14 protein-coding genes and 1 pseudogene are annotated in these 16,034 nt (G+C 65.9%); 9 read left to right on the top strand and 6 right to left on the bottom strand.

Features of this window, described 5'->3' with window-relative positions:
* Positions 1-6: 6 nt before the first annotated feature.
* Positions 7-678, bottom strand: a complete 672-nt coding sequence (locus tag ACVW1C_RS38195) for a M15 family metallopeptidase (protein ID WP_456763274.1) — start codon at positions 676-678, stop codon at positions 7-9.
* Between the two features lie 332 nt (positions 679-1,010).
* Here ACVW1C_RS38195 and ACVW1C_RS38190 point away from each other — a divergent pair, with 332 nt between their 5' ends.
* The 3 genes from ACVW1C_RS38190 (at position 1,011) to plsY (ending at position 4,093) form a co-directional block, all read left to right on the top strand.
* The gene (locus tag ACVW1C_RS38190; RefSeq protein WP_456665126.1) at positions 1,011-1,964 is read left to right on the top strand and encodes an aspartate carbamoyltransferase catalytic subunit; all 954 of its coding nucleotides are present in this window, start codon (positions 1,011-1,013) and stop codon (positions 1,962-1,964) included.
* A gap of 4 nt (positions 1,965-1,968) precedes the next feature.
* Positions 1,969-3,270, top strand: a complete 1,302-nt coding sequence (locus ACVW1C_RS38185; protein WP_456762638.1) for a dihydroorotase — start codon at positions 1,969-1,971, stop codon at positions 3,268-3,270.
* Between the two features lie 226 nt (positions 3,271-3,496).
* Complete coding sequence (gene plsY, locus ACVW1C_RS38180) at positions 3,497-4,093, top strand: glycerol-3-phosphate 1-O-acyltransferase PlsY (RefSeq protein ID WP_456762637.1); 597 nt, start codon at positions 3,497-3,499, stop codon at positions 4,091-4,093.
* 140 nt (positions 4,094-4,233) lie between these two features.
* On the opposite strand, the gene ACVW1C_RS38175 is transcribed toward plsY, so the two are convergent.
* Positions 4,234-5,472, bottom strand: coding sequence for an amidase (locus ACVW1C_RS38175; protein ID WP_456762636.1), 1,239 nt, complete (start codon positions 5,470-5,472; stop codon positions 4,234-4,236).
* Between the two features lie 101 nt (positions 5,473-5,573).
* Here ACVW1C_RS38175 and dprA point away from each other — a divergent pair.
* Positions 5,574-6,688: pseudogene (gene dprA / locus ACVW1C_RS38170) on the top strand (DNA-processing protein DprA).
* Positions 6,689-6,836: 148 nt separating this feature from the next.
* On the opposite strand, the gene ACVW1C_RS38165 reads toward dprA, so the two are convergent.
* On the bottom strand, positions 6,837-7,238 hold the full coding sequence (locus ACVW1C_RS38165) for a winged helix-turn-helix transcriptional regulator (protein ID WP_456762635.1): 402 nt from the start codon (positions 7,236-7,238) through the stop codon (positions 6,837-6,839).
* Positions 7,239-7,337: 99 nt separating this feature from the next.
* On the opposite strand from ACVW1C_RS38165, the gene ACVW1C_RS38160 reads away from it, so the two are divergent.
* Positions 7,338-7,946, top strand: a complete 609-nt coding sequence (locus ACVW1C_RS38160; RefSeq protein WP_456762634.1) for an FMN-dependent NADH-azoreductase — start codon at positions 7,338-7,340, stop codon at positions 7,944-7,946.
* Between the two features lie 56 nt (positions 7,947-8,002).
* On the opposite strand, the gene ACVW1C_RS38155 is transcribed toward ACVW1C_RS38160, so the two are convergent.
* Entirely contained in the window at positions 8,003-8,167 is a 165-nt protein-coding gene (locus ACVW1C_RS38155) for a hypothetical protein (protein ID WP_456762633.1), read from the bottom strand.
* A gap of 159 nt (positions 8,168-8,326) precedes the next feature.
* Entirely contained in the window at positions 8,327-9,100 is a 774-nt protein-coding gene (locus ACVW1C_RS38150) for an SDR family NAD(P)-dependent oxidoreductase (RefSeq protein WP_456762632.1), read from the bottom strand.
* A gap of 109 nt (positions 9,101-9,209) precedes the next feature.
* On the opposite strand from ACVW1C_RS38150, the gene ACVW1C_RS38145 reads away from it, so the two are divergent.
* The gene (locus ACVW1C_RS38145) at positions 9,210-9,683 is read left to right on the top strand and encodes a winged helix-turn-helix transcriptional regulator (protein WP_456762631.1); all 474 of its coding nucleotides are present in this window, start codon (positions 9,210-9,212) and stop codon (positions 9,681-9,683) included.
* Between the two features lie 300 nt (positions 9,684-9,983).
* On the opposite strand, the gene ACVW1C_RS38140 is transcribed toward ACVW1C_RS38145, so the two are convergent.
* Positions 9,984-10,127, bottom strand: a complete 144-nt coding sequence (locus ACVW1C_RS38140) for a hypothetical protein (protein ID WP_456762630.1) — start codon at positions 10,125-10,127, stop codon at positions 9,984-9,986.
* A 325-nt stretch (positions 10,128-10,452) separates the two neighbouring features.
* Here ACVW1C_RS38140 and topA point away from each other — a divergent pair, with 325 nt between their 5' ends.
* The 3 genes from topA to ACVW1C_RS38125 are packed head-to-tail and all read left to right on the top strand — an operon-like array spanning position 10,453 to position 16,013.
* Entirely contained in the window at positions 10,453-13,224 is a 2,772-nt protein-coding gene (topA, locus tag ACVW1C_RS38135; RefSeq protein ID WP_456762629.1) for a type I DNA topoisomerase, read from the top strand.
* A complete protein-coding gene (gene rnr / locus ACVW1C_RS38130; RefSeq protein ID WP_456762628.1) occupies positions 13,225-15,585 on the top strand; it encodes a ribonuclease R in 2,361 nt (786 codons plus the stop codon).
* A complete protein-coding gene (locus ACVW1C_RS38125; protein WP_456762627.1) occupies positions 15,576-16,013 on the top strand; it encodes a DUF983 domain-containing protein in 438 nt (145 codons plus the stop codon). Before rnr ends, ACVW1C_RS38125 begins: the two co-directional genes overlap by 10 nt.
* The last annotated feature ends 21 nt before the right edge of the window (positions 16,014-16,034 follow it).

Here is a 16,034-nt window from a genome sequence, read left to right as displayed (position 1 = left end):
CAGGAATCAATTGCGGCGCGACGCGATCGGGAAATCATAGGCTGGTCCGCCCGCCCCCGGCAGCGAAAAGTGCCACCACTCCTTCGAATAGTTCACAAATCCCTGCCCGGCCATCGCCGCAACCAGCCTCGTCCGCCAGCGCTTCTGCGACTGCGTGATGGCCCCCGAGGCGGTATGGCCCTTGGCATCGGAGCAGTCATACCCGGTGCCCATGTCGACGCTGCCCTCCGGGGCCCGCGCCGCGACCGGCGCGGTGCAGTCGGCGTAATCCTTGGCCGGATCGAACTTCCGCGAATTGTCGGCGCGAAGATCGACCAGCGTGAGATCGACCGCGACGCCGGTCGAATGCCCGGAATGGGTGGCGATGTAGCCGAGGCGGAACAGATCCGCCTTCGAGAACGCCGGGTTGTAGCGCCGCTCGGCGGCGGTCTCCTTGCCGTTCCTCGACCACGCCACCATGTCGGCGACCGCGCGGGCCGGCCGGTAGCAATCGAACATTTTCAGCGACAGGCTTTGCCGCGCCAGTTCTTGCTGCACGGCCTTGAGCCGCAGCCCCACCTCCCGCTTCACCACGCATTCCGCCGCGCCATAGCCCGCGATCGGCCGCCCCATGAAATTGTTGGAGGTCGCATAGCGGATGTCCTGGATGATGGTCGGATCGATGTCGCGCAGGAACATGAAGTCGCCGGGCAGGCTCTGAGCGAAGGCGGACGAGATCGACCCCGAGATCAACTCGATGGCCAATAATGCGATCACGGCAGTTTTCACGAGTCCTCGCTCCGCTGTCCTGGCTGCATGGCCGTCCAAGGCACCACCTCGCCTGTGCTCCGCCCGAGCCCGGTCGTCCACCTCTTGTTCCGGAAAGACCAGCAAAAGCAAGGCGCGGACAGCTTGCAATAGGCCCGGGCATGATGGCGGAGAAACCCGGCCCCATCTTACTCGGGGAAAACTCCTCCGGGCCCTCTTCGCGCTTGCCCCACCGGCCATCCGCGCCTATAGCTCTCGCTTTAATGACCCCATCATTAAAATCGACTTTTGTCCTCGGTCACCGGCATCTGCTGGGCATCGAGGGCCTTTCCGCTGACGACATCACGGGCCTGCTCGACCTCTCCGAGGAGTATGTCGAGCTCAACCGCCAGGTCGACAAGAAGCGCGCCAGTCTGCGCGGCCGCACCCAGGTCAATCTGTTCTTCGAGGCCTCGACCCGGACCCAGTCCTCGTTCGAGATCGCCGGAAAACGCCTGGGCGCCGACGTCATGAACATGTCGGTGTCATCGATGTCGACCCGGAAGGGCGAGACCTTGATGGACACCGCGGTGACGCTGAACGCGATGCACCCCGATATCCTGGTGGTGCGCCACCACGCCTCCGGCGCGGTCGAGCTGCTGGCGCGCAAGGTTGACGGTTCCGTGATCAATGCCGGTGACGGCGCCCACGAGCATCCCACCCAGGCGCTGCTCGATGCGCTGACCATCCGCCGCAACAAGGGCCGGCTCGAGGGGCTGACGATCGCGATCTGCGGCGACGTGCTGCATTCGCGCGTGGCGCGTTCCAACATCTTCCTGCTCAACACCATGGGTGCCCGTGTCCGCGTGGTGGGCCCCTCCACGCTGCTGCCGCGCGGCATCGAGCGGATGGGCGTCGAGGTCGCGCGCGACATGCGCGAAGGGCTGAACGGCGCCGACATCGTGATGATGCTGCGGCTGCAGCGCGAGCGCATGAACGGTTCCTTCGTGCCTTCGAGCCAGGAGTATTTCCACTATTTCGGCCTCGACCAGAAGAAGCTCGCTTACGCCAAGCCCGATGCGCTGGTCATGCATCCCGGCCCGATGAACCGCGGTGTCGAAATCGACACTTTCGTCGCCGACGGCGCCCAGTCGCTGATCCGTGAACAAGTCGAAATGGGTGTGGCGGTGCGCATGGCAGTGCTCGAAGCGCTCGCCCGCAACCTGCCGAACGCGTGACGCCATGCTGACTGACCGCCGCCCCATCCTGCTCGCCAACGCCCGCGTCATCGATCCGTCCCGCGACTTCGACGGTCCGGGCGACGTCCTGATTGCGGACGGCGTGATCCGTGACGCCAAGCGCGGCATCGGCGCCGCCGGCGTCCCCGAAGGCACCGACATCGTCAATTGCGCCGGCAAGATCGTGGCCCCCGGCCTGATCGACATGCGCGCCTTCGTCGGCGAACCCGGTGCCAGCCACCGCGAGACCTTTGCGTCCGCGAGCCAGGCCGCGGCCGCCGGCGGCATCACCACCATCATCTGCCAGCCCGACACCTCGCCGGTGATCGACAATTCTGCGACCGTCGACTTCGTGCTGCGCCGCGCCCGCGACACCGCGATCGTCAACATCCACCCGATGGCGGCGCTGACCAAGGGCATGCAGGGCCAGGAGATGACCGAGATCGGCCTGTTGAAGGCCGCCGGCGCCGTCGCCTTCACCGATGGCGACCGCAGCGTCACCAATGCCCAGGTGATGCGGCGCGCGTTGACCTACGCTCGCGATTTCGACGCGCTGATCGTGCATCACACCGAGGACCCGCATCTGGTGGGCGAAGGCGTGATGAACGAGGGCGAGTTCGCCACGCGGCTCGGCCTCGCCGGGATTCCGACCGCCGCCGAGTCGATCATGCTCGAGCGCGACATGCGGCTCGCGGCGCTGACCGGCGGGCGCTATCACGCGGCCTCGCTGACCTCGATCGAGTCGCTGGAGATCCTCAAGCGTGCCCGCGACAACGGCCTCAACGTCTCGGCCTCGGTCTCGATCAACCACGTGACGCTGAACGAGAACGACATCGGCCCCTACCGCACCTTCCTCAAGCTGGCGCCGCCGCTGCGCACCGAGGAGGACCGCAGGGCGCTGGTCGAAGCGCTCGCCTCCGGCTTGATCGACGTCGTGATGAGCGATCACAATCCGCAGGACGTCGAGGTCAAGCGGCTGCCGTTCGCGGAAGCGGCGAGCGGCGCGGTCGGCCTGCAGACCATGCTGCCGGCGGCGCTGCGGCTGATCCACAATGGCGAGATGGAGTTCAAGACGCTGATCCGGGCGATGTCGACGCGGCCGGCGGAACTGCTCGGCCTGCCCGGCGGCACGCTGCGCGCCGGGGCCCCCGCCGATGTGATCGTGATCGACGCCGACACCCCCTGGGTGCTCGATCGCGACGATCTCAAGTCGCTGTGCAAGAATACGCCGTTCGACGACGCCCGCTTCTCGGGCCGCGTGACGCGGACGATCGTCGGCGGACGGACGGTGTACGAACACGTCTAAATTGGCGTGGAACTCAGCGTACCGCGAGTTGCGACATCGCTTCCATCGTCGTTCCAACGACGATGGCGGCGACATAAACCACAAAGAAAACCTGCTCCAGCCGCCTGCGAACAGAAGCCATGATAAGCTCCCTCATTTCCAAGGCCATGGTGTGGATTGATGGTTAATATTTCATTGACGGGATTGCCAAAAATGGATCGGATCGACCGTCCAGGGAACCACCGCGATGTCTGCTGACGCGCTGCTGCTCGCCGCCTTCCTGATCGGCTATCTCCTGGGCTCGATCCCGTTCGGCATGATCCTCACCAGGCTCGCCGGCACGCAGGATCTGCGCACCATCGGCTCGGGCAATATCGGCGCAACCAACGTGCTGCGCACCGGCCACAAAGGCCTCGCCGCGGCGACGCTGATCGGCGACATGCTCAAGGGCACCGTCGCCGTCATCATCGCAGGCACCATCGACGGCCCGAACGCGGCAATGCTGGCGGCGCTCGGCGCATTCCTCGGCCACCTGTTCCCGGTCTGGCTCAGATTCCGCGGCGGCAAGGGCGTCGCGACCTATATCGGCGTGCTGCTCGGCCTGTTCTGGCCCGCGGCGCTGATCTTTGCCGTGATCTGGATCGGCACCGCCACCACCACGCGCTACTCGTCGCTGTCGGCGCTCGTCGCCGCGTTCCTGACGCCGCTGTTCCTGTGGTGGTTCGGCCACAACGCGCTCGCCTCGCTGTTCGCCGTGCTGACGCTGCTGTTGTTCTACATGCACCGCGAGAACATCAAGCGGCTGCAGGCCGGCACCGAAGGCAAGATCGGCGAGAAGAAATAACTCTCACCGTCATTCCGGGGCGATGCGCAGCATCGAACCCGGAATCCATTGGGCCGCATGTTTCGCGGTGAAATGGATTCCGGGATCGCGACTACGTCGCGCCCTCAGGTGCGCAATTGCGCACCGGGGAATGACGAGGTCTATTTTGTCAAAGCGTCCTCGACAAAGCTCGCCGCCGCCAACGCCTTTGCATCGCTGCCAAAACCCGCGATCACGGTCACGCCAACCGGCAATCCGCCCTCGGCGGTCAGCGTCGGCACGTTGACGCAGGGCACGCCCATCAACGTCCAGAGCCGGTTGTAACGGGGATCGCCGGTCGAGGCCAAGCCGTTCGGCGCGGCACCCGGCGCCGACAGCGTCAGCAGCACATCGACCTCGCCAAAAATCGCGGCGAGCGCCTGCCGCGCACGCAGCGTGACGTCCATCGCCGCATCATACTCGGCGGGCGTGCCGCCCTTGCTTTCGTCGAGCCGGCCGCGCAGCAGCGGCGGCATCGCATCGTAGTTCTGGCCGTATTCCCAGGCAAACGACTGATGCGCCTCGAACTCCTGCACCACCGGATGAATCCGCCACGCCTCGGCGATGACCTCGGGCATCGCAAGCTCGCGCACGGTTGCGCCCGCCCGCTCCGCCGCCCGCGCCGCCTTCTGCAACGCCTCCGCGCCGGATGGTTCGGGCGCGCCGGCAAATGCCTGCGTCACGACGCCGATGCGCGGTGCCGCGACGACAGACGGGACCACCAGATCAGGTCGTTTGGTCATCGCCGCCAAGCCTAGAGCAACATCGCGCACGCCGGCACCGAACAGCCCTACCGTATCGAGCGTCCACGAAAAACACTTCACGCCGACGGTCGGCAGCAGCCGGTAGCTCGGCTTGATCGCAGCGACGCCGCAGAACGAGGCCGGCCGGATCACCGATCCGCCGGTCTGCGTGCCCAATGCCAGCGGGATCATCCCGGCGGCGACCGCGGCCGCCGAGCCCGACGACGAGCCGCCCGGCGTGTGCGCGTGATTGTGCGGATTGAGCGTTGCGGTCGGATCGTTCGCCGCGAACGCCGTCGTCGTGGTCTTGCCGACGATGGTCGCGCCGGCCTGCTTCAGCGCCATCACGACCGGCGCATCGGCGCGCGGTTGATGGCCGCGATAGATCGCAGCCCCCATCTCGGTCGGGAATCCGGCGGTATCGATGATGTCCTTGATGCCGACCGCGATGCCGCGCAGCGGCCCGGCATCCTGCGCACGCGCCTTCGCGTCGTGGCGGACGAAGGCGCCGATCTTCTTCTCCTGCGCATCGATCGCCTGCAGCGATTGGCTGATGGCGGCTTCAGGCGACAGCGCGCCTTGTTCGATACGCGCTTGGAGGTCGGCAAGTGAGATCATGGGCGGCTTCCGCGAATTGGCGACCGCTTGTAGCGCGTCACGCCTACTCCGCCAATGTCGCGGTTGATCACAATCCCAGGTTGGGCGAAGCTAGAGCCCGCATGCATGACCGGTCACCCAGCACCACTGAACTCACGGACACCGAACGGCTCAACCGCCTGCGGTTGATCCGTTCCGACAATGTCGGCCCGCGCACCTTTGCATCGCTGCTCCGCCATTTTGGCGATGCGGCGCACGCGCTGGAGCGCCTGCCGGATCTCGCGCGCCGCGGCGGCGCATCGGGACCCGGGCGCATCGCGAGCGAAGCCGATGCCGCCGCGGAGCTCGCGGCCTGCGCCAAGTTCGGATCGATCTCGTCGCACCGGAGGAAGCGCACTATCCGGCGCGGCTTGCCACCATCGACGACGCGCCGCCGCTGCTCGGCGTGCGCGGCGCACGCGACACGCTGATGCGCCCGATGATCGCGATCGTCGGCTCCCGCAATGCATCCGGCGCCGGGCTGAAATTTGCAGGCCAGCTGGCGCGCGATCTCGGCGACGCCGGCTTTGTCGTGATCTCCGGCCTTGCCCGCGGCATCGACCAGGCGGCGCATCGCGCGACGATTGCAAGCGGCACGGTCGCCGTGCTGGCCGGCGGCCATGACCGCATCTACCCGCCGGAGCATGAGGATCTGCTGGCCGCCCTGCTCGAACGCGGCGCGGCGATTTCGGAGATGCCGCTCGGCCACGTCCCGCGGGCGCGCGACTTTCCCCGCCGCAACCGGCTGATCTCGGGCGCATCGCTCGGCGTCGTGGTGGTGGAGGCCGCCCACCGCTCGGGCTCGCTGATCACGGCACGGATGGCCGCCGAACAGGGCCGCGAGGTGTTCGCAGTGCCGGGCTCGCCGATCGATCCGCGCGCAGCCGGCGCCAACGATTTGATCAAGCAAGGCGCCACGCTGGTCACCGAGGCCGCCGACGTCATCAGCGCGGTCACGCCGATCATGGAGCGGCCCGTCATGCTGTCCGCGCGCGAAGACGACGAGCCGCTGGATTTTGCCAGCGATGCGCCCGATCGCGTCCGCATCATCAATCTGCTCGGACCGAGCCCGATCAGCCTCGACGATCTGATCCGGATGGCCGATGTCTCGCCCGCTGTCGTCCGCGCGGTGCTACTCGAGCTCGAGCTTGCCGGCAGGCTCGAGCGTCACGGCGGCGGGCTGGTGTCGATGATCTAGTCGGCGCTAGTTGCTCGCGCATCTCTCACCGTCATCCTGAGGAGCCCTGCGCAGCAGGCGTCTCGAAGGATGCACGGCCCGGCTGGTGGCCTCGACCCTTCGAGACGGCCGCGTTGCGGCCTCCTCAGGGTGACGGATCACCAATTCATCACTCTGCATTGCGCGCATCGAAATCATTCCGCGCGCCCTCGATCTCCGGCAGGTGCGCGAACGCCCATTCGCCAAGCGCCTTCACCGGTTTCGCCAGACCGCGACCAAGATCCGTGAGCTCGTAATCGACCCGCGGCGGGATGGTCGGAAACACCGTGCGCGTGACCAGGCCATCGCGCTCCAGCCCGCGCAGCGTGAGCGTCAGCATCCGCTGCGAGATGCCGTTGATCATCCGCTTCAGCTCGTTGAAGCGCTTCGGCCCCTCCATCAGCATCATGATCACGAACACACTCCATTTGTCGCCGACCCGCGCCAATACGGAGGCAACCGCGCGGCAATCGCTGTGGTCGGGACTCGGCCGCAGCGGCGGAGCAGTCACATGGATGTTCTCAGGTCTCATTGCTGTGCTCGGGTTTCAAAAATGTGCGTTCTTGCGGACATTTAGGGCGGTCACTCATATAGCGCCAGTTACAAACCTATACCAAAGGTGACCCCTGCCATGAAACTTCTGCACATCGACTCCTCGGTCCTCGGCCCCCACTCCGTCAGCCGCCAGGTCTCCGCGGCCGCCGTCGGGCGGCTGCGCCAGGCCAATCCCGGCCTGGTCGTGAGCTACCGCGATCTCACCCAGACCCCGCTGGCCCACCTCTCCGGCCTGCACCTCGCCGCCAGCCAGGGCGCGGCGCCGGACCCGTCGGTGCGCGACGACATCGCAACCGGTCAGGCGGTTCTCGACGAGTTCCTTGCCGCCGACATCGTCGTGATCGGCGCGCCGATGTACAATTTCACCATTCCCTCCCAGCTCAAGGCCTGGATCGACCGCGTTGTGGTCGCGGGCAAGACCTTCAGATACGGCGCCGCCGGCGTCGAGGGATTGGCCGGCAACAAGCGCGTCATCATCGCGATCTCGCGCGGCGGCTATTACGGCGCCGACACGCCGATGGCCGCGCTCGAGCACCTCGAGAGCTATCTGCGCGGCGTGTTCGGCTTCATCGGCGTCACGAATCTCGAGCTGATCCCCGCCGACGGCATCCAGGTGGGTCCCGAACATCGCGAGAAGGCCGTCGCAGGCGCGCTGCAGGCCGCCGGCAGCCTGAACGCCGCCTGACGTGTCACATTCCTGCCGTCACCTCGGTGGCGGCAGGCCGCTTCGGGTGGATGAAGTCAGAACCAGGCGCCTTGAATGCCGAAGATGACGGCGACGAGCGAGATCAACAAACCGATACCTGAGAACAGCGCGACCGTCACAAACTGCGCTGAGTCTGAGTTTTCATTTTCGGAGGTAGACGAAACCGGGATCCGCGTCGAAATGCGGGCTGCTTTCGGCATGAAGGAACTCCAAAATGATTCCGTGGTGAAAAAAATCCCCGCCTATTCAGGAGTCCGGCGAGTACGTCAAAGGTTCAATATGCGCGATGATAGTCGCGCGCGAAATCGGCCGGTGTGAACCGCTTCACACCGGCCGTTCGTTACAATGAGAAACAACCTTTATCCGCGATAGATCGGCGCGCCGGCGGGAGATGCCGTTGCACCGCCATCGATGAACAGTTCCTGTCCCTGCACATGCGCCGCGTCGTCGGACGCCAGGAACAACACCGTCTTCGAGATGTGATCGGGTTCACCGATACGTCCGAGCGGCGTGGACTTCCCGATCCGCTGTTCGAACGCTTTCTCGGCCTCGGGCGTTGCGATCGCAGCGCCCCAGATCGGCGTACGCACGGCGCCCGGCGCCACCACGTTGACGCGGATGTTGCGCGGCGACAGTTCTGACGCCATCACCCGCGCCATCGCGCGCACGCCGGCCTTGCTCGCGGCATAGGCCGAGTAGCCGGGATTGCCGAGCACCGAAATCACCGAGCCATTGAGGATGATGGACGCGCCGTCGTTGAGATAAGGCGCGACCGCCTGCACGGTGAAGAACACGCCGGTGAGATTGGTACGGATCACATTTTCGAATGCGGCGAGCGTGGTGCCGCCGACCGGCGTCTGGCCGGGAATGCCGGCATTGGCGAACAGCACGTCGTACTTGCCGAACTTCTCCGCGCCCTGCTTCACCGCGGCTTCCAGCGCCGCGACATCGGTGGCATCGGCCACCACCGCGAGCGCGTTCGGTCCGAGCTGGCGCGCCGCGGCCGCGAGCGTCTCCTTGTTGCGCCCGGTGATGACGACCTTGGCGCCTTCGGCGACGAACAGCCTTGCTGTCGCAAGCCCGATGCCGCTGTTGCCGCCGGTGATCAACGCCGTCTTGTTTGCCAGTCTCATGTCCGCCTCCAGTTGGTTGCATTATTAAACTTCGTTGCCTACCTATGGCATCAGGTTTAATATTGCAACCACACAAGACCGTGATGGCCCAACTTTCGGAGCGTGCGTCGTGAAACGAACCAGCCTTGCAGGCGACAGCTGTCCGGTGGCACGCGCGCTCGACGTGTTCGGCGACTGGTGGTCGCTCCTGATCATCCGCGACGCCAGCCTCGGCCGGCGCCGTTTCGGCGAATTCCAGGCCAGCCTCGGGCTCGCGAAGAACATCCTCACCACCCGGCTGCGCACGCTGGTCGAGCGCGGCATCCTGAAGATGGTCCCCGCCTCCGACGGCAGCGCCTATCAGGAATACGTGCTGACGCCGAAGGGCCGCGGCATCTTTCCGATCCTGGTTGCACTCCGGCAATGGACCGAGGAATTCGACGACCATCCGGATGAGATCGCGACCATCATGGTCGACCGTGACAAGGGCAAGCCGGTGAAGAAGCTCGCACTGCTTTCGCAGGACGGACGCGTGCTTGATGCGGCCGATACTGCGCTGAAGCCACGGCCTGCAGCGAAGCGCGCGCGGCGTGTATTGGCGTAGCTCCCATTGCTCGGGGCTGATGGGTGCGATCGGCACCCGGCTTTCCCTGCGCCCTCTTCGGACAGATGATGTCGCGAGAATGCGAAGCTGCGTCCTCATTCTCAGCTGTCATCGCCCGGCTCGACCGGGCGATCCAGTACGCCGCGGCTTCTCAGTTCAAGCACCGGCGCCTCTGGAATACTGGATCACCCGCATGCGCGGGTGATGACATTGTGCTGTTTGACGTCTCGAATCGCAAACCATCCTCAAGGTCGTCCCGGCGAAAGTAGGGACGACGCGGCGAGAGTTCAGCCGCGCCTCTCACGACAGCTTCCTTCGGTTGCGCGCGCGCAATTGCTCGTCGGCCTCCAGCCGGGTCATCGCGAGCAAATGGTCGAGGACTTCGAATTTGTGGCGCTGGGCGAGTTTGGCGAGCTCGGTCGCGGCCGCGGCGATCAGGACCAAGGCGTCATCCGGGCCGCCCTCCCTACCTGGCTCGTCGCCCTCCGGTCGCCGTCGGCCGGACGGCTTGGGCTTCCGCCCGCCCCCTGTGCTGCTCAAAAGGCCTATTCCGCTTCCCACCCAATATATAAAAAGATACGCCCTTTCCGGCCGCAACTCTAGGACGCATTTTTCAACCCTTGGGATCAAAACTCCACAGCTTGAGCCCTCCCTTCAATATCTGGCGATTTGACAGGGACCGCCCCAGCACCCATGTTCGCCCCGACACGGCGGGCCGCGAGTCTAGCGGAACCCGCCCTCAAGATTTCCCGTAAGCCATTGGAATGACATGAATATCGTCATTGTGGAGTCGCCTGCCAAGGCCAAGACGATCAACAAATATCTGGGGTCCTCCTACGAGGTCCTGGCGTCGTTCGGCCATGTTCGCGACCTCCCGGCCAAGAACGGTTCGGTCGATCCGGACGCCAATTTCCAGATGATCTGGGAGGTCGATGCCAAGGCCGCCGGCCGGTTGAACGACATCGCCAAGGCGCTCAAGGGGGCCGACCGCCTGATTCTGGCGACCGACCCTGATCGCGAGGGCGAAGCGATCTCCTGGCACGTGCTGGAGGTGATGAAGGAGAAGCGCGCGCTGAAGGACCAGAAGGTCGAGCGCGTCGTGTTCAACGCCATCACCAAGCAGGCGGTCACCGACGCCATGAAGGCGCCGCGCCAGATCGACGGCGCGCTGGTCGACGCCTATATGGCGCGCCGCGCGCTGGACTATCTGGTCGGCTTCACCCTCTCCCCCGTGCTGTGGCGCAAGCTGCCGGGCGCCCGCTCCGCCGGCCGCGTGCAGTCGGTCGCGCTGCGGCTGGTCTGCGACCGCGAGCTCGAGATCGAGAAGTTCGTGCCGAGGGAGTACTGGTCGCTGGTCGCGACGCTGCTGACGCCGCGCGGCGAAGCCTTCGAGGCCCGGCTGGTCGGCGCCGACGGCAAGAAGATCGCACGGCTCGACATCGGCTCCGGCGCGGAAGCCGAGGACTTCAAGCAGGCGATCGAGGCCGCGCTGTTCAAGGTCGCGACCGTCGAGGCCAAGCCGGCCCGGCGCAATCCGCAGGCGCCCTTCACCACCTCGACCCTGCAGCAGGAAGCGAGCCGAAAGCTCGGCTTCGCGCCGGCGCACACCATGCGCATCGCGCAGCGGCTGTATGAGGGCATCGACATCGGCGGCGAGACCACCGGTCTCATTACCTATATGCGAACCGACGGCGTGCAGATCGATCCGTCCGCGATCACCCAGGCCCGCAAAGTGATCGGCGAGGATTACGGCAACGCCTATGTGCCGGATGCCCCGCGCCAATATCAGGCCAAGGCCAAGAACGCGCAGGAAGCGCACGAAGCGATCCGCCCGACCGATCTGTCGCGCCGTCCGGCCACCATCGGCCGAAGGCTCGATACCGATCAGGCGCGGCTCTACGAATTGATCTGGAAGCGCACCATTGCGAGCCAGATGGAATCGGCCGAGCTCGAGCGCACCACCGTCGACATCGAGGCCAAGGCCGGCGCCCGCGTGCTGGAGCTGCGCGCTTCCGGTCAGGTCATCAAGTTCGACGGCTTCCTCGCGCTCTACCAGGAAAGCCGCGACGACGAAGAGGACGAGGATTCCCGACGCCTGCCCGCGATGAGCCAGGGCGAGGCGGTGAAGCGCCAGAGCCTTGCCGTCACCCAGCACTTCACCGAGCCGCCACCGCGCTTCTCGGAAGCATCGTTGGTGAAGCGGATGGAAGAGCTCGGCATCGGCCGCCCCTCGACCTACGCCTCGATCCTGCAGGTGTTGAAGGACCGCGGCTACGTCAAGCTCGAGAAGAAGCGGCTGCACGGCGAGGACAAGGGCCGCGTCGTGGTCGCGTTCCTGGAGAATTTCTTCTCGCGCTACGTGGAGTACGACTTCACGGCCGATCTCGAGGAACAGCTCGATCGCATCTCCAACAACGAGATCGCTTGGCAGCAGGTGCTGCAGGACTTCTGGCGCGGCTTCATCGGTGCGGTCAACGACATCAAGGACCTCCGCGTCGCCGAGGTGCTCGATGCGCTCGACGAGATGCTCGGCCCGCACATCTATCCGCCGCGCGCGGATGGCGGCGACGTCAGGCAGTGCCCGACCTGCGGCACCGGCCGGCTCAACCTCAAGGCCGGCAAGTTCGGCGCCTTCGTCGGCTGCTCGAACTATCCGGAATGCCGTTACACAAGGCCGCTCGCGGCCGACAGCGCCGAGAGCGCCGATCGGGTGCTTGGCGCCGATCCCGACACCGGGTTCGACGTCACGGTGAAGGCCGGCCGGTTCGGCCCCTACATCCAGCTCGGCGAGCAGAAGGATTACGCCGAAGGCGAGAAGCCGAAGCGCGCCGGCATTCCAAAGGGCACCTCGCCTGCCGATGTCGATCTTCAACTGGCGCTGAAGCTGTTGTCGCTGCCGCGCGAGATCGGGAAGCATCCGGAGACCGGGCAGCCGATCACCGCCGGCCTCGGCCGGTTCGGGCCGTTCGTGAAGCACGAGAAGACCTATGCCAGCCTCGAGGCCGGCGACGAGGTCTTCGATATCGGCTTGAACCGCGCCGTCACGCTGATCGCGGAGAAGATCGCGAAGGGCCCGAGCGGCCGCCGCTTCGGTGCCGATCCGGGCAAGCCGCTCGGCGATCACCCGACGCTCGGCGCCGTCGCGCTGAAGAACGGCCGCTACGGCGCCTATGTCGCGGCCGGCGGCGTCAACGCGACGATCCCGAGCGACCGAACCCCGGACGAGATCACGCTCGCGGAAGCGATCGCGCTGATCGACGAGCGCGCGGCCAAGGGCGGCGGCAAGAAGGTCAAGAAGGCAAAGGCGGAGAAGCCCGCCAAGGCCAAGAAAGCCAAGTCCGACACGACTGAGACCAACGGCGACGCCGAGGCCAAGCCTGCCAAGAAGGCGGCGTCGAAGAAGGCCGCGGCGAAGCCGAAAACGGATGCGACCAGCAAGGCGCGCGCGCCGGTCGCCTCCGGTGCCAAGACCTCGCCTGCAAAGTCATCGGCACCAGCGAAAGCGCCCGCGAAGAAGAGCGCCGGCAAGGCAAGAGGATAAGTGAAACGAAAACCCGACCATGGCTTTCCGGGCCGGGACGCCATCGTCGCCTTCATCCGCGCCAATCCAGGCAAGGTCGGCACCCGCGAGATCGCGCGCGAGTTCGGCCTGAAGAACGCCGACCGCATCGAGTTGAAGCGGATCCTCCGCGAACTCGCCGACGACGGCACGGTCGCCAAGCGCCGCCGCAAGATCCACGAGCCGGCGGCGCTACCACCGACCGTGCTCGCCGACATCACCGGCCGCGACAGCGACGGCGAGTTGATCGCCACCCCGGCCGAGTGGGACTCGGAAGACGGCACCGCCCCGAAAATCCGCATCGAGACGCCGCGGCGGCCGAAGCCCGGCACCGCCGCCGGCGTCGGCGACCGCGCGCTGCTCCACGTCGAGGTGACCGACGAGCACGACGGCACGCCCTATCGCGGCCGCGTCATCAAGGTGATCGATCACGGCCGCGCTCGCATCCTCGGCATCTTCCGCAGGAACCCCGATGGCGGCGGGCGCCTGATCCCGGTCGACAAGAAGCAGGCCGGCCGCGAGCTCAACATCGCCAAGGCCGACAGCGGCGACGCCGAGGACGGCGACCTCATCAGCGTCGACCTGATCCGCACCCGCAGCTTTGGGCTCGCCTCCGCCCGCGTCAAGGAGCGGCTCGGCTCGATCGCGAGCGAGAAGGCGATCAGCCTGATCGCGATCAACACTCACGACATCCCGCAGGTCTTCTCCTCCTCCGCGCTACGCGAAGCCGAAGAGGCAAAACCCGCGACGCTGCAGGGCCGCGAGGACTGGCGCGACGTGCCGCTCGTTACCATCGATCCGCCTGACGCCAAGGATCACGACGACGCGGTTCATGCCGAGGTCGATTCCGATCCGAACAACAAGGGCGGTTTCATCGTCCATGTCGCGATCGCCGACGTCGCCTACTATGTGCGGCCCGGCTCCGCGCTCGACCGCGACGCGCTGCAGCGCGGCAACTCGGTGTATTTCCCCGATCGCGTGGTGCCGATGCTGCCCGAGCGCATCTCCAACAATCTCTGCTCGCTGGTGCCGGGCGAACCGCGCGGCGCGCTCGCGGTGCGGATGGTGATCGGCGCCGACGGCCGCAAGCGCTCGCATACATTCCATCGCGTGCTGATGCGCTCGGCAGCAAAGCTCAATTACGCGCAGGCGCAGGCCGCGATCGACGGCAGGCCCGACGACACGACGGGTCCCCTGCTCGATCCGATCCTGAAGCCGCTGTGGTCGGCCTATGAACTGGTCAAGCTCGCACGCAACGAGCGCGACCCGCTCGATCTCGATCTGCCCGAGCGCAAGATCCTCCTGAAACCGGACGGCACCGTCGATCGGGTGATCGTGCCGCAGCGGCTGGATGCGCACCGGCTGATCGAGGAGTTCATGATCCTCGCCAACGTCGCTGCCGCCGAGATGCTGGAGAAGAAGGCGCTGCCGCTGATCTACCGCGTGCATGACGAGCCGAGCCAGGAGAAGGTGCACAACCTCCAGGAATTCCTGAAGACGCTCGACCTGCCCTTCACCAAGCAGGGCGCGCTGCGTCCCACCCAATTCAATCGCGTGCTGGCGCAGGTTGCCGGCGAGGATTACGAACCGCTGGTCAATGAGGTGGTGCTGCGTTCGCAGGCGCAGGCCGAATACTCCGCCGAGAACTACGGCCATTTCGGCTTGAACCTGCGCCGCTATGCGCACTTCACCTCGCCGATCCGCCGCTACGCCGATCTGATCGTGCATCGCGCGCTGATCCGCGCGCTCGGCCTTGGCGAAGGCGCCTTGCCGACCGACGAGAGCGTGGAGACGCTGGCCGAGATCGCCGCGCAGATTTCCGTCACCGAGCGCCGCGCGATGAAGGCGGAGCGCGAGACCACCGACCGGCTGATCGCGCATTTTCTCGCCGATCGCATCGGCGCATCGTTCCAGGGCCGCATCTCCGGCGTGACGCGAGCCGGCCTGTTCGTGAAGCTCGACGACACCGGCGCCGACGGCCTGATCCCGATCCGCACCATCGGCAGCGAGTATTTCAACTACGACGAAACCCGCCACGCGCTGATCGGCACGCGCAGCGGCACCATGTATCGGCTCGGCGATGTCGTCGACGTGCGGCTGGTCGAGGCCGCGCCGGTGGCGGGCGCACTGCGCTTTGAGCTATTGTCCGACGGTCAGACAATTCCGCGCGGCAGAAAACGCGACGGCGTCGGAACCGAGCGCCGCAGCGCGGGATTTGGCAAGGGTCCCAATAAGGGATCCGGCAAGAAAGCGCACAAGGAACGGAAGGCACGCAACAAGAAGGACCGCAAGCCGGCGAAGCCGAAGTCCGGCAAATCGAAGCGAGGCAAGTCATGGAAGTGACACCGCCGACGGTGGTCTGGACCCGCGAGGTAGCTGAGCCCGAGAAGCGCGACGTGTGGACCGCGATGAAGCGCGGGTTCCTAGGCCGCTGCCCACGCTGCGGAAAAGGCAGGCTGTTCCGCAAGTTTCTCAAATGCGATGGCCATTGCCCGGTCTGCGATCTGGATTTCACACCGCATCGCGCCGACGATCTGCCCGCCTATCTCGTCATCGTGATTGTCGGCCATATCGTGGTACCGACCGCGCTGTGGATCGAGACCAACTATTCGCCGCCGGTGTGGTTGCAACTTGCGATCTATCTGTCGTTCACGCTGTTCGCATCGCTGGCGCTGTTGCAGCCGGTGAAGGGAGCCGTGATCGGATTGCAATGGGCCCTGCGCATGCATGGCTTTGACGAGAATCCCCCTAGCGACATCCCGCCGGTCTAGCTAAACCGGGCACCAAGAAGA

Source organism: Bradyrhizobium sp. USDA 4011 (genome assembly GCF_054063415.1).
The sequence above is the reverse complement of the archived record's forward strand: the minus strand, read 5'-3'. Positions and strand labels throughout refer to the sequence as shown.